Source organism: Nocardia glycosmidis, assembly GCF_052545115.1.
Map to the genome: position 1 here is coordinate 16,185 of NZ_JBQWRH010000016.1, position 24,673 is coordinate 40,857.

At 68.4% G+C, this 24,673-nt stretch carries 20 protein-coding genes and 1 pseudogene; 11 read left to right on the forward strand and 10 right to left on the reverse strand.

Annotated elements, in window-relative coordinates; all coding sequences use genetic code 11:
• The first annotated feature begins 267 nt into the window (after window positions 1-267).
• Window positions 268-2,562: a phosphoribosylformylglycinamidine synthase subunit PurL gene (gene purL, locus ACT86A_RS20040; protein ID WP_445093702.1), complete on the forward strand. Its 2,295-nt coding sequence runs from the start codon at window positions 268-270 to the stop codon at window positions 2,560-2,562.
• A gap of 58 nt (window positions 2,563-2,620) precedes the next feature.
• Here purL and ACT86A_RS20045 read toward each other — a convergent pair whose 3' ends face one another.
• A complete protein-coding gene (locus tag ACT86A_RS20045) occupies window positions 2,621-2,911 on the reverse strand; it encodes a YiaA/YiaB family inner membrane protein (protein WP_445093703.1) in 291 nt (96 codons plus the stop codon).
• Window positions 2,912-3,058: 147 nt separating this feature from the next.
• Here ACT86A_RS20045 and ACT86A_RS20050 point away from each other — a divergent pair, with 147 nt between their 5' ends.
• Window positions 3,059-4,798: an alpha/beta hydrolase gene (locus ACT86A_RS20050; RefSeq protein WP_445093704.1), complete on the forward strand. Its 1,740-nt coding sequence runs from the start codon at window positions 3,059-3,061 to the stop codon at window positions 4,796-4,798.
• Window positions 4,795-5,442, forward strand: coding sequence for a CPBP family intramembrane glutamic endopeptidase (locus tag ACT86A_RS20055; RefSeq protein WP_445093705.1), 648 nt, complete (start codon window positions 4,795-4,797; stop codon window positions 5,440-5,442). Before ACT86A_RS20050 ends, ACT86A_RS20055 begins: the two co-directional genes overlap by 4 nt.
• Window positions 5,443-5,694: 252 nt before the next feature.
• On the opposite strand, the gene ACT86A_RS20060 is transcribed toward ACT86A_RS20055, so the two are convergent.
• Entirely contained in the window at window positions 5,695-6,117 is a 423-nt protein-coding gene (locus ACT86A_RS20060; RefSeq protein WP_445093706.1) for a sterol carrier family protein, read from the reverse strand.
• 161 nt (window positions 6,118-6,278) lie between these two features.
• Window positions 6,279-7,547 (reverse strand): YhgE/Pip domain-containing protein, encoded by a 1,269-nt coding sequence (locus tag ACT86A_RS20065; RefSeq protein ID WP_445093828.1) that lies wholly within the window; start codon window positions 7,545-7,547, stop codon window positions 6,279-6,281.
• Window positions 7,548-7,763: 216 nt separating this feature from the next.
• Here ACT86A_RS20065 and purF point away from each other — a divergent pair, with 216 nt between their 5' ends.
• The 3 genes and pseudogenes from purF to purM all read left to right on the forward strand — a co-directional run bounded on the left by purF (window position 7,764) and on the right by purM (window position 10,769).
• Window positions 7,764-9,359 carry an amidophosphoribosyltransferase gene (purF, locus tag ACT86A_RS20070; protein WP_445093707.1) on the forward strand — a complete coding sequence of 532 codons (1,596 nt, stop codon included), beginning with the start codon at window positions 7,764-7,766 and terminating at the stop codon, window positions 9,357-9,359.
• Window positions 9,360-9,390: 31 nt separating this feature from the next.
• A pseudogene (locus tag ACT86A_RS20075) lies at window positions 9,391-9,696 on the forward strand (hypothetical protein); the annotation flags it as partial.
• Window positions 9,693-10,769 (forward strand): phosphoribosylformylglycinamidine cyclo-ligase, encoded by a 1,077-nt coding sequence (purM, locus tag ACT86A_RS20080; RefSeq protein WP_445093708.1) that lies wholly within the window; start codon window positions 9,693-9,695, stop codon window positions 10,767-10,769. The pseudogene ACT86A_RS20075 and the gene purM, both read left to right, overlap by 4 nt.
• 146 nt (window positions 10,770-10,915) lie before the next feature.
• On the opposite strand, the gene ACT86A_RS20085 is transcribed toward purM, so the two are convergent.
• The 4 genes from ACT86A_RS20085 to ygfZ all read right to left on the reverse strand — a co-directional run bounded on the left by ACT86A_RS20085 (window position 10,916) and on the right by ygfZ (window position 14,155).
• Window positions 10,916-11,128 carry a DUF3073 domain-containing protein gene (locus tag ACT86A_RS20085; RefSeq protein WP_445093709.1) on the reverse strand — a complete coding sequence of 71 codons (213 nt, stop codon included), beginning with the start codon at window positions 11,126-11,128 and terminating at the stop codon, window positions 10,916-10,918.
• 173 nt (window positions 11,129-11,301) lie between these two features.
• On the reverse strand, window positions 11,302-12,255 hold the full coding sequence (locus ACT86A_RS20090; RefSeq protein ID WP_445093710.1) for an asparaginase: 954 nt from the start codon (window positions 12,253-12,255) through the stop codon (window positions 11,302-11,304).
• Window positions 12,252-12,959, reverse strand: coding sequence for an MOSC domain-containing protein (locus ACT86A_RS20095; protein ID WP_445093711.1), 708 nt, complete (start codon window positions 12,957-12,959; stop codon window positions 12,252-12,254). Before ACT86A_RS20095 ends, ACT86A_RS20090 begins: the two co-directional genes overlap by 4 nt.
• A 101-nt stretch (window positions 12,960-13,060) precedes the next feature.
• Window positions 13,061-14,155: a CAF17-like 4Fe-4S cluster assembly/insertion protein YgfZ gene (ygfZ, locus tag ACT86A_RS20100; RefSeq protein WP_445093829.1), complete on the reverse strand. Its 1,095-nt coding sequence runs from the start codon at window positions 14,153-14,155 to the stop codon at window positions 13,061-13,063.
• A gap of 284 nt (window positions 14,156-14,439) precedes the next feature.
• Here ygfZ and ACT86A_RS20105 point away from each other — a divergent pair, with 284 nt between their 5' ends.
• The 5 genes from ACT86A_RS20105 to ACT86A_RS20125 all read left to right on the forward strand — a co-directional run bounded on the left by ACT86A_RS20105 (window position 14,440) and on the right by ACT86A_RS20125 (window position 22,050).
• Window positions 14,440-15,360: an aminodeoxychorismate lyase gene (locus ACT86A_RS20105; RefSeq protein ID WP_445093712.1), complete on the forward strand. Its 921-nt coding sequence runs from the start codon at window positions 14,440-14,442 to the stop codon at window positions 15,358-15,360.
• 252 nt (window positions 15,361-15,612) lie between these two features.
• A complete protein-coding gene (locus tag ACT86A_RS20110) occupies window positions 15,613-17,103 on the forward strand; it encodes a cytochrome ubiquinol oxidase subunit I (RefSeq protein ID WP_445093713.1) in 1,491 nt (496 codons plus the stop codon).
• A 9-nt stretch (window positions 17,104-17,112) separates the two neighbouring features.
• Entirely contained in the window at window positions 17,113-18,144 is a 1,032-nt protein-coding gene (gene cydB, locus ACT86A_RS20115) for a cytochrome d ubiquinol oxidase subunit II (RefSeq protein WP_445093714.1), read from the forward strand.
• Between the two features lie 4 nt (window positions 18,145-18,148).
• Window positions 18,149-20,065 carry an ABC transporter ATP-binding protein/permease gene (locus ACT86A_RS20120; protein WP_445093715.1) on the forward strand — a complete coding sequence of 639 codons (1,917 nt, stop codon included), beginning with the start codon at window positions 18,149-18,151 and terminating at the stop codon, window positions 20,063-20,065.
• Window positions 20,062-22,050, forward strand: a complete 1,989-nt coding sequence (locus tag ACT86A_RS20125; protein ID WP_445093716.1) for an ATP-binding cassette domain-containing protein — start codon at window positions 20,062-20,064, stop codon at window positions 22,048-22,050. Before ACT86A_RS20120 ends, ACT86A_RS20125 begins: the two co-directional genes overlap by 4 nt.
• 513 nt (window positions 22,051-22,563) lie before the next feature.
• Here the strand turns inward: ACT86A_RS20125 and ACT86A_RS20130 are convergent.
• From ACT86A_RS20130 to ACT86A_RS20140, 3 genes are all read right to left on the reverse strand, one after another.
• Complete coding sequence (locus tag ACT86A_RS20130) at window positions 22,564-23,271, reverse strand: heme-binding beta-barrel domain-containing protein (protein WP_445093717.1); 708 nt, start codon at window positions 23,269-23,271, stop codon at window positions 22,564-22,566.
• A gap of 203 nt (window positions 23,272-23,474) precedes the next feature.
• Window positions 23,475-23,780, reverse strand: coding sequence for a DUF1416 domain-containing protein (locus ACT86A_RS20135; RefSeq protein WP_445093718.1), 306 nt, complete (start codon window positions 23,778-23,780; stop codon window positions 23,475-23,477).
• A 5-nt stretch (window positions 23,781-23,785) separates the two neighbouring features.
• Window positions 23,786-24,619 carry a sulfurtransferase gene (locus ACT86A_RS20140; protein WP_445093719.1) on the reverse strand — a complete coding sequence of 278 codons (834 nt, stop codon included), beginning with the start codon at window positions 24,617-24,619 and terminating at the stop codon, window positions 23,786-23,788.
• Window positions 24,620-24,673: the final 54 nt, after the last annotated feature.

Genomic DNA, 24,673 nt, shown 5'->3' on the forward strand with positions numbered 1-24,673 from the left:
CACAGAGTAGCCGGTGCCGCGCGGCCGCTCGGCTGGTCCACCCGGGGGCGCCGCGGTGCGCGGGACTGCCTCTGTACCGGGATCGAGCCGGCGCGCCGCCGCCGTGGCGGCCTCACCTGCGTCGCCCGTACGCACTGCCTTTAGACTGACTCGCAGGCATCTCGCCGCAACCCAGTGACAACGCTCGTCGCTTCGCTGAGTTCGCCCACCCCGCCGGCTCCGCCGGCTTGCCGACCCTCTGCCCGGCCGAAAGGACCCTGGTACTCCGTGACTCCGCAGGTCGACACCGTCAGCGCAGCCGCAGCAAACCCCGATGTGCCGCAACCCTACAAAGAATTGGGCCTCAAGGACGACGAGTACGCCCGCATCAAGGAAATCCTCGGTCGCCGGCCGACCGACGCCGAATTGGCGATGTACTCCGTGATGTGGAGCGAGCACTGCTCCTACAAGTCCTCGAAGGTGCACCTGCGCTACTTCGGGCAGACCACCACCGACGAGATGCGCGAGTCCATGCTCGCCGGTATCGGCGAGAACGCGGGCGTGGTGGACGTCGGCGACGGCTGGGCGGTCACCTTCAAGGTGGAAAGCCACAACCACCCCTCGTACGTCGAGCCCTACCAGGGCGCGGCAACCGGCGTCGGCGGCATCGTGCGCGACATCATGGCGATGGGCGCGCGCCCGATCGCGGTGATGGACCAGTTGCGCTTCGGCGCGGCGGACGCGGCCGACACCCGTCGCGTGGTGGACGGCGTGGTGCGCGGCGTCGGCGGCTACGGCAACTCGCTCGGCCTGCCGAACATCGGCGGCGAAACCGTATTCGATGCCTCCTATCAGGGCAATCCGCTGGTGAACGCGCTCTGCGCCGGCGTGATGCGAGTCGAGGACCTGCACCTGGCCTTCGCGTCCGGCACCGGCAACAAGATCGTGCTGTTCGGCGCGCGCACCGGGCTGGACGGCATCGGCGGTGTGTCAGTGCTGGCGTCGGACACCTTCTCCGGCGACGAATCCGGCGCCGGCCGCAAGAAACTGCCCTCGGTGCAGGTCGGTGACCCGTTCACCGAGAAGGTGCTCATCGAGTGTTGTCTCGAGCTGTACGCGGCGAAGCTGGTCGTCGGCATCCAGGACCTGGGTGGGGCCGGGTTGTCCTGCGCCACTTCCGAGCTCGCGGCGGCCGGGGACGGCGGCATGCACATCGAGCTGGACCGGGTGCCGCTGCGCGCGGCCAATATGACCCCCGCCGAGGTGCTCTCCAGCGAATCGCAGGAGCGCATGTGCGCGGTGGTCACCCCGGAGAACGTGGACGCCTTCCTGGCCGTGTGCCGCAAGTGGGACGTGTCGGCCACGGTGATCGGCGAAGTCACCGACGGCGACCGGCTGGTGGTCACCTGGCACGGCGAGACCGTGGTGGACGTGCCGCCGCGCACCGTCGCGCACGAGGGCCCGGTGTACGAGCGCCCGGTCGCCCGTCCGGCCGAGCAGGACGCGCTGATCGCCGCTACCCCGGACCGCCTGACCCGGCCGAAGACTGCCGACGAGCTGCGCGCCACCCTGCTGCAGATGATCTCCAGCCCGCAGTTGTGCAGCCGCAAATGGATCACCGAGCAGTACGACCGCTACGTGCGGGGCAACACCGTGCTGGCCGAGCACGCCGATGCGGGCGTCATCCGCATCGACGAGCAGACCGGCCGCGGTATCGCGCTGGCCACCGACGCGTCCGGCCGCTACACCAAGCTCGACCCGTACACCGGCGCGCAGCTCGCGCTGGCCGAGGCATACCGCAACGTGGCCACCACCGGTGCGACGCCGAAGGCGGTCACCAACTGCCTGAATTTCGGTTCGCCGGAGGACCCCGGCGTGATGTGGCAGTTCCAGCAGGCGGTGCGCGGCCTGGCGGACGGTTGTGTCGCGCTCGGCATCCCGGTCACCGGCGGCAACGTCAGCTTCTACAACCAGACCGGCCAGACCGCGATTCTGCCGACGCCGGTGGTCGGCGTACTCGGCGTGCTCGACGACGTGCACCGCCGCATCCCGACCGGGCTCGGCCTGGAGCCGGGTGAGACGCTGATCCTGCTCGGTGAGACCCACGACGAGTTCGGCGGTTCGATCTGGTCGCAGGTCGCCCACGACCATCTCGGTGGCGTCCCGCCGAGGGTCGATTTCGCCCGCGAGCAGTTGCTCGCGGAGGTGCTGACGGCGGGTTCGCGCGACGGCATGATCAGTGCCGCGCACGACCTTTCGGAGGGCGGGCTCGCTCAGGCTGTGGTCGAGGCCGCGCTCGCCGGTGAGACCGGTTGCCGCGTCCTGCTTCCCGAGGACGCCGACCCGTTCGTGATGCTGTTCTCCGAGTCGGCGGGGCGGGTGCTGGTCGCCGTGCCGCGCTCGGAGGAGACCAGATTCACCCGTATGTGCACGGCCCGCGAATTGCCGTGGGTGCGTATCGGCGTGGTCGACCAGGGCTCGGATTCGGTTGAGGTGCAGGGCCAGTTCTCGATCACCCTGGACGCGCTGCGCGCCGCGCACGAAGGCACGCTGCCGAAGCTGTTCGGCGCCGGCGCGGTCTGAACGCTCACCTGAGCGGGCCTGGACCCCTCGTCCACCGGGCCCGCCCAGGCGCGCGTGGTCAGGCGACGGATTGGAACGGATCGTGCTCGGCGAGCAGCCTTTCCAGCCGTGCCTGGTCGATGCGACCGTGCATGGTCGCGGCTTCGTGCTGGTCACGAACCACTTTCGCCAGGGTGAACGTGCTCGTGACCAGGAAAAGGACGGACATCGCCAGGAACCCGCGCTGCCAGATGTCCAGGGGCAGTGCGAAAATGCCGATGCCGATCCCGAAGAAGCTGATGCCGAAGGCGATCGCGGCTTGCGCGACGAAAGCGGCCGTGGCTTTCGAGCGTGCGTTCGGTGTGCTCATGGATCGGTAGTCTGCTGATCGCGCGGACTCCGCGCCCGCGTACAACTACTCGAGCGGACTGGGTAGTTGCCAGAGATCCGCTCCGATTGCACGCGCATTCCGTCGGCGACGCGCCGGGTCGTCGGTGGCGACCGCCATACTGGTCGAATGCTGGAGACCGCCGGGGCCATGCGGAGGCTGCGTACACGCACCGTCGCGGTGGTCCGGGCTGCGGAGAAGATCATCGACCTGAACTACGTCGGTCTGGTGGTCGCGACCGTGTTCTTCGCGCTGTCGGTGACGCCCTCCTTGCTGCCGCGCGATTGGCTGTTCCAAGGTTTGATCAGCGGGGTCAACGCCGCGCTCGGGTACGGGGTCGGCTGCCTGCTGGAGTGGCTGTTGCGGCGGTGGGTGCGTCCGAGGTTGAAGATTTCCCCGCCGCCCACCTGGGTGCGCTACGCGGCGAAGTCGGCGATCCTGTTCACCGCCGGGCTCAGCGCCGCCCTCATGCTGGTGCAATCGGCACGCTGGCAGCGGGAGATCACCGCGCTGATGGGGATGACCGGCACCACCACGCCCGCCTATCTGCGCACCGGACTGCTCAGCCTGGCCGTCGGCGCGGTGGTGGTCGCGGTGTACCGGACGGTGCGGGAGATCATCCGTTTCCTGGCTCGCCTGCTCAACCGGTGGGTGCGGGTGCCGCGCGAACTGGCGCCGGCCGCCGGGTTCCTCGTTCTGGTGCTGTTCGCCGTGACGATCTTCAACGGTGTGGCGGTGCGCGCGTCTTTCGCGGTGGCCAACTCGGCGTTCAGTGTGCGCAACGACTACACCTCGGTGAACGCGGTCCAGCCGCAGCAACCGGAGCGTTCCGGCAGCCCCGAATCGCTGGCGAAATGGGAGACGCTGGGGTTCGAAGGCCGGTGGTTCGTCTCGCACGGTCCCACCGCAAGCCGGATCACCTCGGTCACCGGCCGCCCGGCGAAGGAACCGATTCGCGCCTACGTGGGGTTGGAGTCGGTCGAAGGCGACGGCGATGTAGATCAGGCCGAACTCGCGGTGGCCGAGCTGGAACGGACCGGGGCGTTCGACCGGCAGGTACTCGTTGTGGTCACCACCACCGGTACCGGGTGGGTGAACTCGCTGGCCGCCGCCGCGATCGAGTACATGTACGACGGTGACACCGCCATCGTGGCCACGCAGTACTCGTACCTGCCGAGCGTGCTGTCGTTCCTGGCCGACCGCGGCAAGGCCACCGCGGCGGGCAAAGAAGTGTTCGACGCGGTCCACCGGCACTGGACTGCGCGTGCACCGCAGCAGCGGCCCAAACTGCTGGTGTACGGGGAGAGCCTCGGCTCGCAGGGGTCCGAGGCGGCGTTCGACGGGCTGGCCGAGCTGCGGGCCGAGGTGGACGGCGCACTCTGGGTCGGCCCGCCGAACTCCAACCGGCTCTGGCAACAGTTCGTCGAGCGCCGCGATCCGGGTTCGCCTGAGGTCGAGCCGGTGTACGCGGACGGTCTCGTGGTCCGGTTCGCCTCGGACAGCGCCGACCTGGCGCGGCCCAGCGCGGAATGGCGGCCGCCGCGCATCGCCTATCTGCAGCACGCGTCCGACCCGATCGTCTGGTGGTCGCCGGATCTGATCTTCTCGAAACCGGATTGGCTGTCCGAGCCGCGCGGCTCGGACGTGTCCTCGCAAATGCGCTGGTGGCCGTTCGTCACCTTCTGGCAGGTCGCCGCCGACCTCACCAACGCACAGGGCGTCACGGACGGACACGGGCACCGCTACGGCAGCCTGGTTTTGGACGGCTGGGCAGCCATCGCCGCGCCGCCGGACTGGACCGCGCAGCGGTCGGAACGCATCCGGGCCGAAGTGGAGACCACGGAAGATTCCGAGCGGAAGACCAAATGAGCGCAGTGCCGGTCGCGAGAACGGTTGCGGCCGTGGCGCTTCCGCTGGCCTGGAACAATATTGTGCTGCCCCGCCTCGGGCTCGGTGTGCGCGGCCGCACCGCCGCCAACGCCGGTTTCGCCACCGGATACACCCTCGCGCTGCGCGACGGGCCGAACCGGTGCTCGCGGGCCGGTCTGCGCTATGGGCTGCTCGCCGCCGGGGTCGTCGTGGCCAGTTATGGTGCTGCCCTTGCCTTTCCGGCGCTGCGGCGGCGACTGGGCGCGATGAGCGATCGAAGACCGGAAGTATCGGCGGTGGAGTGGGTGACCGTGCACGTCCCGATCGGCACCGTCTACACCGAAGAGCTCATCTTCCGCGGCTGCCTGGACCCACTGCTGGACAAGGCTTTCGGTCCGCGCGCGGGCGCGCTGCTCAGTGCCGCGAGCTTCGGCCTCTGGCACATCGCACCCGCGCGTGCGGCGGGCGACAGCGTGCCCGCGACCCTCGCCGTCACCACGGCCGGCGGCCTCGTCCTCGGGTCCTTGCGCCGCCGCGCCGCCGATGCCACCGCGCCGGCACTGCTTCACCTGGCCCTGAACGCGGGTGGAGCGATCTCACCGCGCCTGGCACGCCGCATCGGATCCGCCTTCGAGGAACGCTGACCGGCGCGACCAAGTGGTTCAGCGTGCCCGCCCGCACCGCCGAAGCCACCACGTCGGCACTGCTTTCACCTGGCCCTAGACGCGGGTGGAGGGATCACGCCGCGCCTGGCATGCCGCATCGGATCCGCCTTCGGCGAACGCTGACGACCGAGCGGTTCAGCGTGGTCGCCTGCGCTGCCGCGGCACCAGTTTCAGGGCGGTCGGCCGACCCCGGGTCAGCGCGCGCGAGCGCCAGCCTGCTGTCCGCAAGCGTCAGTCGGTCCCGACCCGGGCGATCGGCAACCAGTGCGCTATATCGGCCGCACGGGTGCCGGACGCGCTGACCGCCCCGGAGTCGACCGCGGCATCGAACTCGAGCAGACCCGTGGCCAGCAGCAGCCAAGTGCGCGGATCGGTCTCCACCACGTTCGGCGGAGTGCCCCTGGTGTGCCGCGGGCCCTCGATGCACTGCACCGCAACGAACGGCGGCACCCGGACCTCCACCGAGTGCCCGGGCGCCGAGGTCGCCAGCGAACGTGCCGTAGTTCGCACCGCCGCCGCGAGTTCGGTCCGAGCAGGCGTGTCCACCGACTCGTCGCGCAGCCACTTGCGCACCGCCGCCACCGCCGCCCACATCTCTGCTGGATCTACTGTCCCTCGCGCCACCAAGCAGACGTTACTTCCCGCTCCCGACATCCGCGCTCAGCACCGTGGCCCGGCACCGCTGCCGAGAGCCGATCCCGGCACCCATCGTGGGACACGAGCCCGAGTCGGTCGAGTTCGACCGAACAGCGGCGCAGGCCGACCCACGCCGGCGAGCACGGCCGATCGTCGGTGTCGGTCCGGCCGCGGGCCGCTCATGCTCGGACGCGGTTGCGCCGCTGCAGCCCCTTGCGGTCGTAGAAGCGGGTGACCACCGCGCCGAACACGAGCCCGATCGTGAGCCCGAGCACCGTCATCCACACACCGCGGGCGAGTCCGGCGTCGAAATTCGCGTCGAAATACAGGATCGACCGCACGCCGAGGAACACCTGGTGCATCGGCTCGAACGACGCCAGCCAGCCGAAATAGCCTGGCGTCGCCTCGATCGGCACGGTGCCGCCGGACGATGGCAGACCGAGGATGACGAACAGGATCAGGTTCACCAGCAGTCCGGCCGAGCCGATCGCCGCCAGCATGGACAGCCCGGTCACGCCCACCGCGGTCATGGCGAGCGCGCTGTAGAGGAACAGTGCGAGCGGATTGCTGATCGGCATGTCCAGCAGGGTGCCGACGAGCAGGAACACCCCGGCGACGATGTTCGCGGCCAACGCGAACACACCCCACTTGATCAGCAGCGTCGCGAACCGGGAGATCGGCGTCGGTGGATAGTGCACGTACCAGGGGCCGTATTCGGTCGGCACGAAACCGAGCTGAGCGTCGATCATGGTGTGGATGACCATCGCGCCGACCACACCGGCCACCAACAACAGCAGCGCGTAGAAGAAGGCAGTGAGGCCCTGACCGCTGCCGTCGGGCAAGGGGTGGTACTGCTGCACAACCACTTGGACCGGCGCGGCGAGCGCGAGCCTGGTCGCGCCGGACAGTTCGGGCCCCGGCGGGCCGCCGGGCCGCGGGGCCAGCTGCGCGGTGACCTGGTCGGTCAGCTGCTTGCCGACCTGTTTGTTCACCTCGGTCAGCGCTTCGTTGCCGATCCGAAGCACGATCTGGGTACCGAAAGCGCCGGTGCGCGGGTTCGTCTGCACGGTGATGATCGGCCGCTGGATGTCCCCGGGTATGACGCTGCCCACACCCAGAATGCCGAGTCGCTTACTGAAGTCGCTCGGGATCACGATCGCGCCGTAGACCTGACCGGACTGCATCTGCCGCTCGGCCTCGTTGACACTGATCACGCGCAGATCGACCTTGTCCGACGGCACGCTGTGCGCCAGCGCTTCGGTGATCTGGCCACCGAAGTTCACCTGTCGGCGTTCGTCCCCGGTGCCGAGTACGTCCCCGACGTCCTGGTTGACCAAGGCGACCGGGAAGTCGTGCAGGTTCTTCTCCGGGTCGACGACGTAGTCGAGATACATGATGCCCAGCAGTGCGGTCAGCAGCGTCAGCACCGCGACGGGGAGCAGCACCATGCGAGGCCACGGCCTGCGGTCGCCGGGCTGGTCGGGCGCCGGTTTGCCCGCGTTGTCCGTAGTCGTCACGCTGCGCACCGTAACAGCTGACGGTGGCCGAGATCCGTGCCTTTGCGCACCCTCGATTGCTGCTCGGATGCGGTGGTGGTGCGAACGTCTGGGCTCGCACCCGTAGAATGAAGTCTGCCCCCAGCCCGCCCGAACAGGGAGCAAACGGTGACCAACGCCGAACTGCCGGTCGACAACACTTCCGCCACCTCGTTTTCCGCCTCCCCGGATGTCGACGAGAGCGAGCCGCGTGAGGAGTGTGGTGTCTTCGGAGTCTGGGCACCGAGCGAAGAAGTGGCCAAGCTCACATATTACGGACTCTATGCGTTGCAGCACCGTGGGCAGGAGGCCGCGGGGATCGCGGTGTCGGACGGCGCGCAGATCCTGGTCTTCAAGGATCTCGGTCTGGTCAGCCAGGTGTTCGACGAGCAGACCCTGGCCGCGATGCCCGGTCATATCGCCGTCGGACACTGTCGCTACTCCACCACCGGTGGAGTGACCTGGGAGAACGCGCAGCCGATCTTCCGTACCACCGCGGTCGGCTCCGGGCTGGCGTTGGGACACAACGGAAACCTGGTCAATACCGCCGAATTGGCTGGTCGCGCACGGGAACTGGGTTTGCTCGGCGCCGCGGTTCGCGGCGGCCGCGCGCAGCCCGCCGCGGCGACGTCCGACTCCGACGTGGTTACCGCCCTGCTCGCGCACGCCGCGGCCGATTCCAGCATCGAACAGGCCGCGATGGAACTGCTGCCCACGCTGCGGGGCGCGTTCTGCCTCACCTTCATGGACGAGCACACCCTCTACGCCGCGCGCGACCCGCATGGCGTGCGCCCGCTGTGCCTGGGCAGGCTGGAACGGGGCTGGGTCGTTGCCAGTGAGACCGCCGCGCTGGACATCGTCGGCGCCGCGTTCGTCCGGGAGATCGAGCCCGGCGAATTGCTGGCGATCGACGCCGACGGCGTGCGTTCGATGCGCTTCGCCAACCCCGAGCCCAAGGGCTGCGTCTTCGAGTATGTGTACCTGGCCAGGCCGGATACTACGATCGCGGGTCGGTCGGTGCATGCCACCCGGGTCGAGATCGGTCGTCGGCTGGCGAAGGAGCATCCGGTCGAGGCGGATCTGGTGATCCCGGTCCCCGAATCGGGCACGCCGGCCGCGGTCGGCTTCGCGCAGGGCTCGGGTGTGCCCTACGGCCAGGGCTTGATGAAGAACGCCTACGTGGGGCGGACGTTCATCCAGCCGAGTCAGACCATCCGTCAGCTGGGCATCCGGCTGAAGCTCAACCCCCTGCGCGAGGTCATTCGCGGTAAGCGGCTGATCGTCGTGGACGACTCCATCGTGCGCGGAAACACGCAGCGTGCGCTGATCCGGATGCTGCGTGAGGCAGGCGCGCTGGAGATCCACGTCCGCATCGCCTCGCCGCCGGTGAAATGGCCGTGTTTCTACGGCATCGATTTCGCCTCCCGCGCGGAGCTGATCGCCAATGGCGCCGGTGCCGAAGACGACGTCGCGGACATGGTCGATGGTGTGCGCCGATCGATCGGCGCCGACACCCTCGGCTACATCTCCCTCGACGGCATGATCGCCGCGACCGAGCAGCCACGTTCCCGGCTGTGCTCGGCCTGCTTCGACGGCAACTATCCGATCCCGCTGCCCACCGCGGCGGCGGTCGGTAAGAACGTGCTCGAGGGCATGCTCAGCGGCCAGTCCGAGGCAATGCTGTTGAGCGAGAACGCGAATGCGAGCGCACTGAGCCGTCCGTGAGCACTGAGCCGTCCGTGAACGCGGACGGACCGGCGAGTGGGGCTTCGACCCGAACAAGGCGCTGCCGGATGTATCCAACGGCATCTGGTGGACCGGCATCTTCCCCGGCGTTTGGTGGCCGCGGTGCCGGTCCCGACCCGGTGCGGCAGCGTCGTCGCCGGGCGCGGATGGCCGGACGGTTCGAGGGGGCCGAGTCGGACCAACGGTCTGCATTACGGTTCGCTCTACCCTATTGTCAAGAGGGCGAGCCAACACCGGTGCGGGGGCGTTATCCGGTTCCGGTAGCGTGGGCAGGCATCTATCCGCCGATTCGGTTTGGAGCTTTCCCCGAAAATGACTGAACAGACCCCCAGTGGTGGTGCCTCCTACGCCGCGGCAGGCGTGGATATCGAGGCGGGTGATCGCGCCGTCGAGTTGTTCGGGCCATTGGCGAAGAAGGCGACCCGGCCCGAGGTTCAAGGCGGCCTCGGCGGCTTCGCCGGGCTGTTCGCGCTGAAGGGTGGCTATCGGGAACCGCTGCTCGCCGCCTCCACCGACGGCGTCGGCACCAAGATCGCGGTGGCGCAGGCGATGGACAAGCACGACACGGTCGGCCTCGACCTGGTCGCCATGGTCGTCGACGACCTCGTGGTCTGCGGCGCGGAGCCGCTGTTCCTGCAGGACTACATCGCGATCGGCAAGGTCGTTCCGGAGAAGGTCGCCGAACTGGTCTCCGGTATCGCCGAGGGCTGTGTGCGCGCGGGATGCGCGCTGCTCGGCGGTGAGACGGCCGAGCATCCCGGCCTGATGGATCCCGACGACTACGACCTGTCCGCGACCGGCATCGGCGTGGTCGAGGCGGACGCGGTGCTCGGGCCGGACCGGGTCCGTCCCGGTGACGTAGTGATCGCCATGGGCTCCTCGGGCCTGCACTCCAACGGCTACAGCCTGGCCCGCAAGGTGCTGCTCGACATCGACCGCATGTCGCTCACCGGGCACGTCGAGGAATTCGGACGCACGCTCGGCGAGGAACTGCTGGAGCCGACCAAGATCTACGCCAAGGACTGCCTCGCGCTGGTCGCCGAGACCGACGTGCGCACATTCGCTCACGTCACCGGCGGCGGTTTGGCGGCCAACCTGGCCAGGGTGCTGCCCGCGGGCATCGTCGCCGAACTGGATCGCGGCACCTGGAACCCGGCGCCGGTGTTCAAGATGATCGCGCAGCGCGGCCGGGTGGAACGGGCCGAGATGGAGAAGACGTTCAACATGGGCGTCGGCATGGTCGCCGTCGTCGCCCCGGAGGACGTGGACCGCGCGCTAGCCGTGCTCACCGCGCGGCACATCGAGTGCTGGACGCTCGGTACGGTCAAGAAGGCGAAGGACGCCGACGCCATCCGCGCCGTCTTGGTCGGCGAGCACCCGCGGTTCTGACCGGCGGAAGACACGACAGAGTCCCGCATCCGTATCCGATGCGGGACTCTGGCGTATTGCAAGCCTTTTCGGCGCCAGTCCGTCAACCCGCGTCAACGTCTGAAGGGGGAGGCCCGTCGGCCTCCCCCTTCAGACGTAGATCCGAGTCAGCGGCGCCAGTCGTCGTGGTCGTCGTCCTCATCCCAGCGGGACAAGGAGTCGTCCGCGTCGTGCTCATCGGACAGCACACCACCACTCCGCTGGGAGTTGGGACTTCCCGAAAGCTCGCGCTGAAGGCTCGCGAAGTCGGTCGTAGGCGAGCTGTACTTCAGCTCGCGTGCGACCTTGGTCTGCTTTGCCTTAGCCCGGCCACGGCCCATGGCTGACCCCCTCGCGTCACTGCGGGGCGGCCTGGGGTTTGGTGGCGGCCCCGTTCGAATTAATACTCTTCCTGACAGACACTTTAGCGTGTGTCTGCCGGTCTCGCTTCCAGGAGTGGGTGAGAACTCAGGACTGGTGCCGTTTGCGAGCTTGTCGTCCCGCAATCGGATCGCTACACCACCCCTGGTATGGCGCGGATCACACCCACTTGGGCGCCGCCGCCGAGCACCGCGGGCGCCGCCAGTTCCGCGTGGGCATCGGTCCATTCGATCCCCATCCGGTGGAGAATGGCCAGCGTCAGCGGCATACGGGCGCGGTCGTGACCGTCGTCGATCTTGTATGCGAAGGATGATCCGTCGGGCAGCGCACCCGCGTGCACGCCGTCCGCGCCGATCTTGCACAGCAATCCCGGAGTGGCCCGCATGGTGAGCAGGTCGGGTCCGTTCGTGCCGGAAATCACTCGGGGATGAGCGCGGATCGCGTCGGCAACCCGGCGTTGCGGGGTGCCGGGCTCGGCGGTCGCCATGGTCGCGAACACCCGGGCCAGGTTGACCAGCGAGACCGGGATGATCGGCAGTCCGCAGCCATCGATGCCCAGATCGGATTCCGGCTCGCCGGTCAGCTCGGCTACCGTGGCGGCCACCGCGCGCTGCAATGGATGCGCCTGGTCCAGGTAGCCCTCGCTGGGCCAGCCGTTGACCGCGCAGGTCGCGAGCATCGCCGCGTGCTTGCCGGAGCAGTTCATGTAGATGGGGTGGGGCTGTCGTCCGTCGGACAGCGCCGCGGCGCGGGAGTGCTCGTCGAATGGTAGGTCGGGTGGGCATTGCAGCGCCGCTTCGGAGAACCCGAAGCGGTCGAGCAGCCCGCGTACCAGCGCGATGTGGTCCGGCTCGCCGTAGTGCGAGGCCGTGGCGACGGCCAATTCGGCATCGTCGCGCGGTTCGAAACCGTTGCGCAGCAACGCGATCGCCTGCATCGGTTTGTTCGTCGAGCGCGGGAAGATCGGCAGGTGCACTTCGCCCAGTGCCAGGCTGGTTCCGCCGGCGGCGTCGAGCACCACCACCGAGCCGCGGTGCACGCACTCGCGCAAGCCCGAGCGGACGACTTCGACCAGTTCCACACTCACGGCTGCGCTCCGAAGCTCGGTTCCGCTGTGTCGTCCCGGCGTGCGGCCGCGCGCGCCGCGTTCGGCTGCCTGCGCATGTGGCGTTCGATCTGCATCCGCACGTCGTCCGAGATGGTCGGCTCGTCGGTGAGCAGGATCGCGAGCGAGTCGAGATCGGCGCCGGTGAACAGTTCGCGGACGGTGATGCCGTGCTCGGGGACGTGCACCACCGTGACCGGATCGCCCGCGCCGATCGTGCCTTCGGTGAGTACCCGCAGGTAGGCGCCGGTGTCGCTGCGCAGCGTGAACCGTTTCACCCACTGCTGCTCGCCGCTGCGGAACTGGAAGGTGGCGCACGGCACCCGCGGAGCGCTCACTTCCAACAGGGTGTCGCCGATCTCCCAGCGCGCGCCGATGACCGCGTCACTGACCGGAAGACCGACGATACGCAGGTTCTCGCCGAACCAGCCCGCGGGCAGCTCACGGCCGAGTTCCGCGCCCCACCGGCGGGCGTCCTCCTCGGCGTACGCGTAAACGGCTTGGTGGACGCCCCCGTGGTGCTCGGTGTCGCAGACGTGGTCGCCGTCCAAACCCAGGGCGCGCACCGCGACCCGGCCCGCCACCGGCCTCTTATCGATCGCGGTGCGACCGACTCGCCCCGGTACCTCGAGATCGGCGTGCACGACGCAGACGGCGAGGACCTCGCCACGATCACCGATGCGCATAGACAGCAGTCCTCTCGTCCTGAGTGGGGAGCTCGACGCTGAGCGGGAACGGGCATGCCGGGCGGGACACCCCACGGGCCGACCGGTCGTCCGTCAATGGTTCAGTGCCCGCGTAGCCGGTCGACCGCGATCCGACCCGCCTGCGGCACGTCGTCGGCGGGCACCGAATCGGGGTCGATGCTCGCCGCGACCGGGCCGGTGGCGAGTGCGGTGCCGGCCGGAACGGTGCGTTTGATCAGGGCCAGTGCGATGGGACCGAGTTCGTAGTGATCGATGACCGTACCGAGCCTGCCGACCGCGCGGCCGCCCGCGCTGACGTCGTCACCGGTGGCCGGTCGCTCGTCGGCCGAACCGTCCAGATGCAACAGCAGTAGATTCCGCGGCGGCTTGCCGAGGTTGTGCACCCTCGCGACGGTCTCCTGGCCGCGATAGCAGCCTTTGTCGAGGTGGACAGCGCCGTGTTCGGCGACACCACCGATCCACCGGGCCTCGTGCGGAATGGTTCGTTCGTCGGTATCCAGTCCGATCCGGGGACGAACGGCGGCGACGCGCAACGCCTCGAACGCCCACATCCCGGCGGGTGCGGCCCCGGCCGCGGTCAGTTGGGCCCAGCGATCGGCCAGCTGTGCGCGCGGGATGACCAGGTCGAAGGAGTCTGCGGTGGGCCACGGCATCCGGCGCAGGAATCCGCCGCTGGGCAGCGGTGTCGCCTGATAAACGCCGGGCAGATCACCGCCGGGCAGAGCTGCGATGCCGAGCGCCTCGGCCAGTTCGCCGACCTGTGGTCCGAGCAGGCTCAGCACCGCGTGGTCGGTGGCTTCGACCGGTTGTGCGTCGGCCCAGAACACCATCTTCCGCAGGAACGCGAGCAGATCGGGTCCACGTTCGGCCTCGGTGTCGATCCAGACCGTCCCGTCCAATTCGGTGAGCACGAAGTGATGCAGCACCCGGCCGTTCAGATCGAGGTCGAGATTCTCCGCGGACTGCCCGTCACCGAGCGTGGCGACATGCTGACTGGAGATGGTGTGCAACCAGGTGAGCCGCTCGGCGCCGGTGATGCGCAGGACGAACCGATGCGATCGGTCGACGATCGCGGCGCGGTCGACCGCGGCGCGTTGTTCGCCGAACGGATCGCCGTAGTGCCAGGCGACGGCGGCATCGGGCGAACCCGCCGCTCCCGCGACGGCTCCCGACATGCTGAGGATAGGGCTGGGTGCAACGACCACGGACACGTTTTCCACTCTAGGCGGCTGCCGAGCCTTCGCTCACCTCGGCGCGGGCTATGGACGGAATTCGCCGGGTTGCGGCTGTTCTCGTGGCCGGGCGGTGCTGGCCGCGCCGGACGCCGAGCGGGAGCTGGACATAGCAAATCGGCATTTCGCGAGTATTGAGGCCGACGCTGGTAGAAACATTGACAAAAGGCTTTGCGAAAGCGGCCGTGACGTAGGCATAGTGCGGTCCAACCGCCTAGGCTCGACGCATGGTGGATCGAGTTCTTGTAACACTCGACGGCGTGGTCCGGGATGCGGACGCGCCGTTGTTGTTTGCGGACGATATTGGCGTATTACGCGGCGACGGTGTCTTCGAAACGGTGCTGGTGCGCGGCGGAGTGGCGTGCGCGATCGAATTTCATCTGGGCAGATTACGTCGCTCTGCGCAGGCATTGGATCTGCCCGAGCCGGAACTGGGGAAGTGGCGTGAGGCCGTCGAGACCGCCGCGAAGGAGTGGGGCAGCGAGCGCGAAGGTTTGCTGCGACTGGTGCTGACCCGCGGCCGCGACTGCGAGCTGACCGGTGCGCCCGACCGGGTGACGACCGGTGACCTCGCCGCCGCCGTGCCGGTGCCGACGGCCTTCGTGCTGGTGGTACCGGTGCCCGAGCGCGTCGAGAAGGCCCGCACCGAGGGCGTCGCGGTGGTGACCTTGTCGCGCGGTATCTCGATCGACCTGGCCCAGGCGGCGCCGTGGCAATTGCTCGGGGCCAAGACACTGTCCTACGCCACCAATATGGCCGCGCTCCGGTTCGCCGCGCGAATGGGTGCCGATGACGTGATCTTCACCAGCACCGAGAACCGGGTGTTGGAAGGGCCTCGATCCACCGTGGTGATCGCGCGCGACAAGGAGTTGATCACGCCACCCGCGAAGAACGGCGTGCTGCCGGGTGTTACCCAGCGCGCTCTCTTCGCCGAGGCCGAGAAGGCCGGCTGGCGGTGCCGCTACGCCCCGCTGTTCACCGCCGACCTGCTCACCTGCGACAGCATCTGGATGCTGTCGAGCGTCTCGCTGGCGGCGCGGGTGAACTCGCTGGACGGCCTGCGGATGTCCGCGCCGGACAACGCCGGAGACATCATCGAACTGGTGAACCGCGGCATCGATCGGGCGGGCGCCGTCGGCGACTGGTGAGCGGCTTGCTCGTTACTCGAGCAGGACCTGAACGCCCAACCCGAGTCACCCAGGTGGCATGGCCTGAAGACCCGCAGCAGCGGGCAGCCCAAGTGATCTGCGTCCTACCCGCCCGGGCGCGGATGTCGGCGAGCATGGGAAACCGGCAATCTGGGCCGAAGGTCCAGGGTGTCGTGGCCTAGGACTCATTGTCGAGGCCCGGCTCCGGCGTAGTCTTTACTACGACACGTCGTAGATACGCAGGAGGTCGGCTTGAGCGCCCTGGACATCTCCCGATGGCAGTTCGGCATCACGACGGTCTATCACTTTCTCCTGGTGCCGCTGACCATCGGTCTCGCGCCGCTGGTCGCCGCCATGCAGACGGCATGGGTGATCACCGGCAAGCAGCACTGGCTGCGGCTGACCAAGTTCTTCGGCAAGTTGTTCCTGATCAACTTCGCGCTCGGCGTCGCGACCGGCATCGTGCAGGAGTTCCAGTTCGGCATGAACTGGAGCGAATACTCCCGCTTCATCGGTGACGTCTTCGGTGCCCCGCTCGCCCTGGAGGGACTGGTCGCCTTCTTCATGGAGTCGACGTTTCTGGGTTTGTGGATCTTCGGCTGGACCCGATTGCCGAAACTGCTTCACCTCGGGACGATCTGGATGGTCGCCATCGGTGTGAACGCTTCGGCGTATTTCATTGTCGCGGCCAACTCGTTCATGCAGCACCCGGTCGGCGCTCGGTACAACCCGGAAACCGGGCGCGCCGAGCTGGAGAGCATTGTCGCGGTACTCACCAACAACACGACGCTCGCCGCCTTCCCGCACGTGGTCGCCGGATCCTTCCTCACCGCAGGCACATTCGTGGCGGGCATCGCGGGCTGGTGGATGGTCCGCAACGCACGAACCCGCGACGAAACGAAGCTGGCCGAGGCGCGCACCCTGTGGCGGCCCGCCGCGCGGGCTGGCATCTTCGTGTTGATCGCATCGCTGGCCGCGCTGGTCTACACCGGCGATGTTCAGGCCAAGCTGATGTTCGTTCAGCAGCCGATGAAAATGGCGTCGGCGGAATCGCTGTGCCATACCGCGACCGACCCCGCGTTCTCCGTGCTCACCTTGGGCACGCACAACAACTGCGACAGCATCGCGCGCGTGCTCGAGGTGCCTTATGTGCTGCCCATGCTGGCTGAAGGCTCGTTCACCGGGGTGACCCTGGACGGCGTCGTCGACCTGCAGAAGACCTACAACGAACGCTTCGGTGTGGGCGATTACCGGCCGAACCTCTTTGTCACGTACTGGGCGTTCCGCGCCATGATCGGCTTGGCGGCGGGCTCGGCGCTGCTCGCCCTGGCGGGACTATGGCTCACCCGCCGCGGCAGGGTTCCGGACCAGCGCTGGTTCTCCTGGCTGAGCCTGCTCGTCATCCCGACACCGTTCTTGGCCAACAGCGCCGGATGGGTGTTCACCGAGATGGGGCGCCAGCCGTGGGTGGTCGTGCCGAATCCGACCGGCGACCCGAACCTGCGCCTGGCCGTGCAGCAGGGCGTCTCGAACCATTCGCCGGGCATAGTCCTGTTCTCGCTGATCACCTTCACGCTGCTGTATGGCGCGCTGGCGCTGGTGTGGTTCTACCTGATGCGCAGGTACGTAATCCATGGACCGGATCCCGCGGCGCCTGCCCCGGGCGAGTCGCGCGGCACCGACGAGATCTCGGGCGGCCGCGCCGAGGAACCTGCCGTCGAACAACTTTCGTTCGCTTACTAGGAGCCGGCGATGAGTTTGCAAGAGTTCTGGTTCGTCCTGATCAGCGTGTTGTTCACGGGCTATTTCGTGCTGGAGGGTTTCGACTTCGGCGTCGGAATGCTGATGCCGATCCTGGGCAAGGGGTCGGATACCCGACGGCGCGTGGTGCTCAACACGATCGGGCCGGTGTGGGATGCCAATGAGGTCTGGCTGATCACCGCGGCCGCCGGGATGTTCGCGGCGTTCCCGGAGTGGTACGCCAGCCTGTTCTCGGGCTTCTACCTCGCGCTGCTGCTGGTGCTCGTCGCGTTGATCCTGCGCATCTGCGCCATCGAGTACCGCGGCAAGATCGATGACCCGCGCTGGCGCGCCCGCTGCGACATCGGCATCGGCATCGGTTCCTGGATTCCGGCGCTGGCTTGGGGTTGGGTGTTCGCGAACGTCGTGCACGGGGTTCCGCTGGACGCGAAGAAGCAGTTCGCCGGCTCGGTGGCTGATCTGTTCGGGCCGTACGCCCTGCTCGGCGCCCTGGCGACCGGGCTGCTGTTCGCTCTGCACGGCGCGATGTTCCTGGTGCTCAAGACCGGCGGCGAGGTGCGCGAGGACGCGCGGCGCGTCGCCCGGCTGCTGCTGGCCCCGGCCGTTGCCGTGGTCGGTGGATTCGGGCTGTGGACGCAGTTGTCCTACGGGAACGGGTGGACCTGGATTCCGTTGGCGCTGGCGGTGCTCGGACTGGCCCTCACGGCCGCCGCCGATTTCGTCCACCGCGACGGGTGGGCGTTCACCGGGAGCACGGTCACCGTGGCGGCCGCGACCGCGTTGCTGTTCGGGTCGCTGTTCCCGAATGTGCTGCCCTCGACCATCGATGCGGCCTTCGATCTGACCATCCACAACGCGTCCTCGACGCCCTACACGTTGCGGGTGATGACCTGGGCCACGGTGCTCATCACGCCGGTCGTGCTGGTGTATCAAGGGTGGACGTACTGGGTCTTCCGCAAGCGGATCACCGTCGAGCAGATTCCGGCTTCGGTGGGCCTGCCCTTGGGCCCCGTACAGGATTGAGGCCATGGCCCGCCCGCCGATAGATCCACGCCTGTGGCGGTACGCCCGCTCGGCGCGTAGTTACCTGGCGCTGAGCGTCGTGCTGTCGCTGCTGATCACCGGTGCGATAGTGCTGGCGGCGGTGCTGATCGGACGGGTGCTGGCCGGGGTCGTGACCGACCCCGGCCAGCGCAGCCTCGGCGCGTGGACCAGCGAACTGACCGTCCTCGCGCTCGCGCTCGGGGTCCGCGTGCTGGCTACCTGGTTCCAGTCCCGGCTGGCCCATCGGGCGGGCGCGAGCGTGGTGGCGGAGCTGGAAACCGCGGTGCTCACGGCGGGCGCGCGGCTGTCCCCGCGGGAACTCGATGCGCGCCGGACCGAGTTGGCCGTGGTCGTCGGCACCGGACTGTCGGGGCTGCGTGGCTATCTCGTCGGCTACCTGCCCGCGCTGCTGTTGGCGACGCTGGTCCCGCCGATCGTGCTCGCGGTCATCGCGGCGCACGATCTGACCTCCGGCGTGATCGTGGTGATCACCTTGCCGCTGATCCCGGTCTTCATGATCCTCATCGGGCTGTTGACCCAGGGGCGGGCGGAAGCCACGCTCGCGGCCACCACCCGGCTGTCGGATCAGTTGCTCGACCTGTTCGCGGGCATGCCCACCTTGCGGGCGCTCGGACGGGAGACCGGTGCGGCGGAGCCCGTTTCCGGGCTGTCCTCGCACACCGGTGCTGACCCGTCGGGCCGGGCCGCCGGACGCGTGCACACCATGCAGCACCGCGTTCGGGAACTCGGCGACGCGTTGCGGCTGCGCACCATGCGCGCGCTGCGGATCGCCTTTCTGTCCTCGATGGTGCTGGAATTGCTCGCGACGCTGAGCGTCGCGCTGATCGCGGTCTCCATCGGGCTGCGTCTGGTATACGGGGAGATGAGCCTGTACGCGGGCTTGGTCGCGTTGATCCTGGCGCCCGAGGTGTACCTGCCGCTGCGCATGGTCGGCGAGCGATTCCATGCCGCTCAGGACGGTATGGCGGCGGCGGACAAGGCATTCGCGATTCTCGAATCGGCGCCTGCCACCGGTGATGTCGCGTCCATCCGGGAGGCAGCGGCGGACGATCCGGAGCAGAGGCGGCATGCTTCACACGCAACGATCGCCCGTGCGAACAGCAGCGGGGACGTTGCTCCGCGAGGAGTTTCCTCCACGTCGGTCCGAGACCACGCCATTCCAGGTGATCCCGCAGGTGATCCCGCAATGGGCGGCCTGGTCGACATCAACGACCTCTCCGTGCGTGCGCGGGACGGATTCGCGCCGGCGGGGCTGTCGGCGACTTTTCCACCCGGCGCCCTGACTGTGCTCGCCGGGCCCAACGGCAGCGGAAAATCGACCGCAGTCCAGGCGATTCTGGGCTTGGTCACACCCGATCAGGGGGCGGTGACCGTCGACGGGGTCGACCTGCGCGAGCTGAATCCGGAGCGCTGGTGGGCGCGCGTGGCGTGGCTGCCGCAGCGGCCGGTGCTCGTTCCCGGCACACTGCGGGACAACCTGGAACTCCTCGGCGCCCAGCCGGTGGACCGTGCGCGGGGAGCGGCCCGCGTCATCGACGACCTCGAGGCCGCCTGTATCGCCACCGGTTTCGACACGGTGCTCGATGAGCTGCCGGACGGGTGGAACACGGTGGTCGGCCCCGGCGGCGTGGGACTGTCGCTCGGCCAGCGCCAACGCCTCGCGTTGACCCGGGTACTGGCCGCCGACCGCCCGATCCTGCTACTGGACGAACCGACCGCACATCTGGACGCCACCGCGGAGGCCGCGGTACTCGCCGCACTCCAGGTACGAGCTCGCGCGGGCGCCACCGTGATCGTCATCGCACACCGGCCGACCGTGCTGGCCGCCGCTGACCACGTCGTCCGGGTTCGCTCCGACCGCGCGGAGGTCGTCCGATGAAAACGCGCAACGTCAGTCGCACCACACTGCTGGGAGATCTGCGCCAGATGTGGGCATTGCTCGAGTTGTCCCGCTGGCGGGTCGCGCTGGCGATCACCTGGGGGGTGCTCGCACTGGGCAGCGCGCTCGGTCTCGCGGCGCTGGCCGCGTGGTTGATCGCTCGCGCCTGGCAGATGCCGCCGGTGCTGGACTTGAGCGTCGCGGTAGTCGCGGTCCGCGCCCTCGGTATCGCCCGGGGCCTGTGCCGGTACCTGGAGCGCCTCGCCACGCATGACGTCGCGTTGCGTGCGATGACCACGGCACGGACGACGGTCTATCGAACGCTGGCCCGCTCGGACTTCTGGCTGCGTCGACCCGAACCCTCAGGCGGGGATACCGGCGGATCGAGCTCGCGGCATCGGAACAGCGGTGGTTCCGCTGCGCCGCGACGGGGTGATCTCCTCGTCCGCGTCGGCAGCGACATCGACGATCTGGGAGCGGTTGTGGTGCGGGTATTCGTGCCCGTCGCGGTCGCCGCGGTGCTCTCCGTTGCCGCCGTCGGGCTGCTGGCCACGATCTCGGTGGACGCCGCTGTGATCCTGGCGGGTGCGCTCGCGCTGTCCGGCGTGGTCGCGCCCTGGCTGTCGGCCAAGGCAGCGCGGGAAGCCGAGCGTGCCGTGCGCGCCGATCGCGCCGAGTTCACCGCGCAGGCCCTCACGGTGCTCGACCATGCGGCCGAACTGCGCGTTGCCGGACGACTCGGCGGCGCACTCGATGCGGCGGCGGACACCGCACGCCGAGCTGTCGCAGCAGAGGACACCGCGGCTTCGCACAGCGCCTGGTCGGCCGCTGCCACGCCGCTGTCGATCGGCGCCAGTGTGTTCGGTGCCTTACTGCTCGGCATCACCCTGTACGGCCCCGACGGCGGGACAATCGGCGCGATGACCCCGATGGCGCTGACCGTGCTGGTTCTGCTGCCGCTATCGGCGTTCGAGGCGGTCGGCCCGTTACCCGCTGCGGCGCAGGCGCTGACGACTGCCCGCGCGGCCCTGCACCGCATAACCGGCGCAGCCGGACGAAGCCCGGCCCCCGAACCGCGCCGGGCCGAGCCGAGGCGAACGGATAAGGGACCGATGCCGGCCCGCAGCCCGCGCCGGGCCGAACAAGGGCAACGCAGCGCGAGCCGGTCCGGAATCGAAGACGATTCCGCGACAAATGCCGCGATGACGCTGACCCGAACAGACAGCGGCGTGCAGCCTGGCCCGGATACCTCGGTGACGAGGACGGATGCGACGGCCGACGGTGCCGGTCCGCACGATGCCGCGCACGGTCTGGGGGCTACGCCGAAGCCGATGGCCGTTTCGGGCCCGGCGATCGGCGCCCGCGCGCCGGAGCTGCCGCAGGGGCGACGGATCGCCGTGGTCGGGCCGAGTGGCGCGGGGAAGACCACACTGCTGATGGCATGGGCGGGCCTGTTCGATACGCCGCGCCCCGGCGTCACTTTCTTCGCCGAGGACGCACACCTGTTCAGCACCTCGGTCCTCGAGAATCTGCGCGTAGCCCGCGGCGATCTCACCGAGGTGGAGGCCGAAAACGCCGTGCGGACAGCTGGTCTCGGTGACTGGCTGGACGGGCTGCCCGAGGGTGTGCACACCGACCTGATCGGGGGAGCCGCGGCGGTGTCAGGCGGACAGCGGCGGCGCATCCTGCTCGCCCGTGCGCTCGTGTCATCGGCACAGGTATTGCTGCTCGACGAACCGACCGAGCACCTGGAGGCCGAAGCCGGGGCGCGGCTGCTGCGCGAGCTGCTGGACGCCGACAGCGGCCTCGTCGAACCGGATCGTATTGTGGTCGTCGTCACACATCAACTGCCCCAAGATCATCGGGCCGACGTGGTGCTCCGAATCGACGTAACAGGCCAGGTAACAACCGATTTCGCGGCCGAAGGCGCGCGGCGCGCGGCCTCCGTTTGCGCCCACCGAGAAATTCCGTTGCCGACATCCTGATGGCTCGCTAGATTCGTTCGTACACGAGGAAGGAGGTGGTTCGAAGAATGAGTATTTCTAGGACACGTGAGGTGGCTGTCCGCTAGCGCCACCGCTGCAGGTGGATTTCGCCCGCGCGAGCGCTAGCGAATTCCAGGCAGTCACCCGGCCCCCGAGCCCCGGTCTGTCCGACCGGACCCGTGCGCGTTTACGCGTACCGGTACGGCTCGGGGGCTGTTCTGTGCTGTGCCGCCTCTTCGGGTTTTTAGGCCGTACGAGTTGGGGGTGCGGGATTCGCGTTCAGGTCCTCCGTTGGGTGCGGGTGAGTTTTGGGCGTGCCCGGTGAGTTACCCATGTGCTGACGAAATCAGTTGTTGCGTATCTGCGAAATCAGTTGTTGCGTATCTGCGGAGGCGGTTGCTGCCTGGGCAGAAAGGCAGCGGCAGTGCGTGCGTTGTCGGCAAAACGCCAGGGGGAATGCGCGGACGAACCGTGTCGTCGTAGTCGGCGATCGCCTCGAGTTCGCGCTGCGGCTCAGCCGATGTAGCGCCGCAAGCGGGCGGAGAGGCGGGGTTCGAGGGGGCCGTCGGCGACGACGCGTTCCTCGACATAGGCCAGATCGCCGCCTTCGACGATGCCGTAGAGGCGCTTGGCGCCGCCGACAACCACACCGGACTGGCTGCGGACCACCACGTCGGTGGCCAGCTCCCAGGACGATTGGGTCAACGCCTGCCCGTAGAACAGCTCGACGATACCGCTGCTGTGTGTGAGCAACAGTTCGATGACCTCGTCATTGCCGTCGATGCCGACCCGCCAGAAACCGCTCTCGCGCAGATCGGGGCCACCGTAGTTGCCCTCGGCGTCGATGACCCAGGACTTGGATTCCCAGGAGAGGAAGTCGCCGCCGTCATGCGAGACAACGATCTGCTGGCCGAAACGGTAGTCGCCGCGCTCGGGGGCGTTTCCTTCGCCCTCGCCGCGCCAGACGCCGACCAGCGGCAGCAGCGCCAGCATCGAGGCGCTCAGATCCGGCCCGAGTCGCAGATTGGCGGTGTCGTCGGGCAGCGGCAGGTCCGGCAGGACCGGGATATTGCGGGCGCCGGTCGATTTCGCCCGTTCGGCAGCGTCGGCTACGGCCTGGTCACCACTGCGGAGAGCGGCGGCGTCGGCCGCGGCGCTGCCGTTCAGTTGTTCACTCGCTCGCTCGGCCGGATCGGAACCTTCGCTCGCGAGTTCGCTCATGATTCCGTGAACAGCCGGTAGAAGACGTACAGGCCGAACCAGCCGATCAGCACGGCCACAGCCACCAGCAGAATCTCGAAGAAGAGGACCACGTTGTGGAGTCTATCGACACCGTCGCCACCGCGCGCAAACGGCCCCGTCGCTTCCGTAGCGGGAAGCTTCGGGGCCGTTCGGGTCGGTGCGGTGTCCGGTTAGTAGGGCGTCTACTTGGCGACTGCGACGTCGACCGTGTGGATGCCCGCGCCCTCGGGGCGGACCTCGGCGGATCCGTTACCCGCCGAGGACAGCGCACGGACGGTCCACGTGCCAGGAGCCGCGAAGAACCGGAAGTCACCGGTTCCCGAGGCGACCACCTCGGCCGTGAAATCACCGTTGCCGTCGAGCAGGCGCACGAATGCGCCGCCCACCGGCTGGCCATCGGTGCTCAGGACACGGCCGGTGATGACCGTCTCCTTCTCCACGTCGACGCCGGCCGGAATGGCCTGACCCTGTGTCGGTGCTGCACACATATTGATTACTCTCCCAACTCGATCGGTGCGCCGACGAGAGAGCCGTACTCGGTCCAGCTCCCGTCGTAGTTCTTGACATTCTGGTGGCCGAGCAGTTCCTGCAGGACGAACCAGGTGTGCGAGGAACGCTCACCGATCCGGCAGTAGGCGATGGTGTCCTTCGCGCCGTCGAGACCGGCTTCGGCGTAGATCTCCGCCAGATCGGCGTCGGACTTGAATGTGCCGTCCTCGTTCGCGGCCTTGCTCCACGGCACGTTGATGGCGCCGGGGATGTGGCCGGGACGCTGGCTCTGCTCCTGGGGCAGGTGCGCCGGCGCGAGGATCTTGCCGGTGAACTCGTCAGGGGAACGCACGTCGACCAGGTTCTTGGCGCCGATGGCCGCGATGACCTCGTCGCGGAAGGCACGGATCGACAGGTCCGGCGCGGCGGCCTTGTACTGGGTGGCGGGCCGGCTCACCGGCTCGGCGGACAGCGGGCGACCGTCCAGCTCCCACTTCTTGCGGCCACCGTCGAGCAGCTTGATGTTGTTGTGGCCGTACAGCTTGAAGTACCAGTAGGCGTACGCGGCGAACCAGTTGTTGTTGCCGCCGTACAGGATGACCTCGTCGTCGTTCGAGATGCCGCGCGCCGAGAGCAGATCGGAGAACTGCTCCTGGTTCACGAAGTCGCGACGAACCTGATCCTGCAGGTCCTTCTGCCAGTCGAGCCGGACGGCACCTTCGATGTGGCCACCGTCGTAGGCGGAGGTGTCCTCGTCGACCTCGACGAAGACGACGCCGGGGGCGTTGAGGTTCTCTTCGGCCCAGTCGACGGAGACCAGGACATCGGAGCGAGCCATTGTTTTCCTTTCAGAGATGACGTACAGGGCGATGACGTGCAGGGGATGACGCAG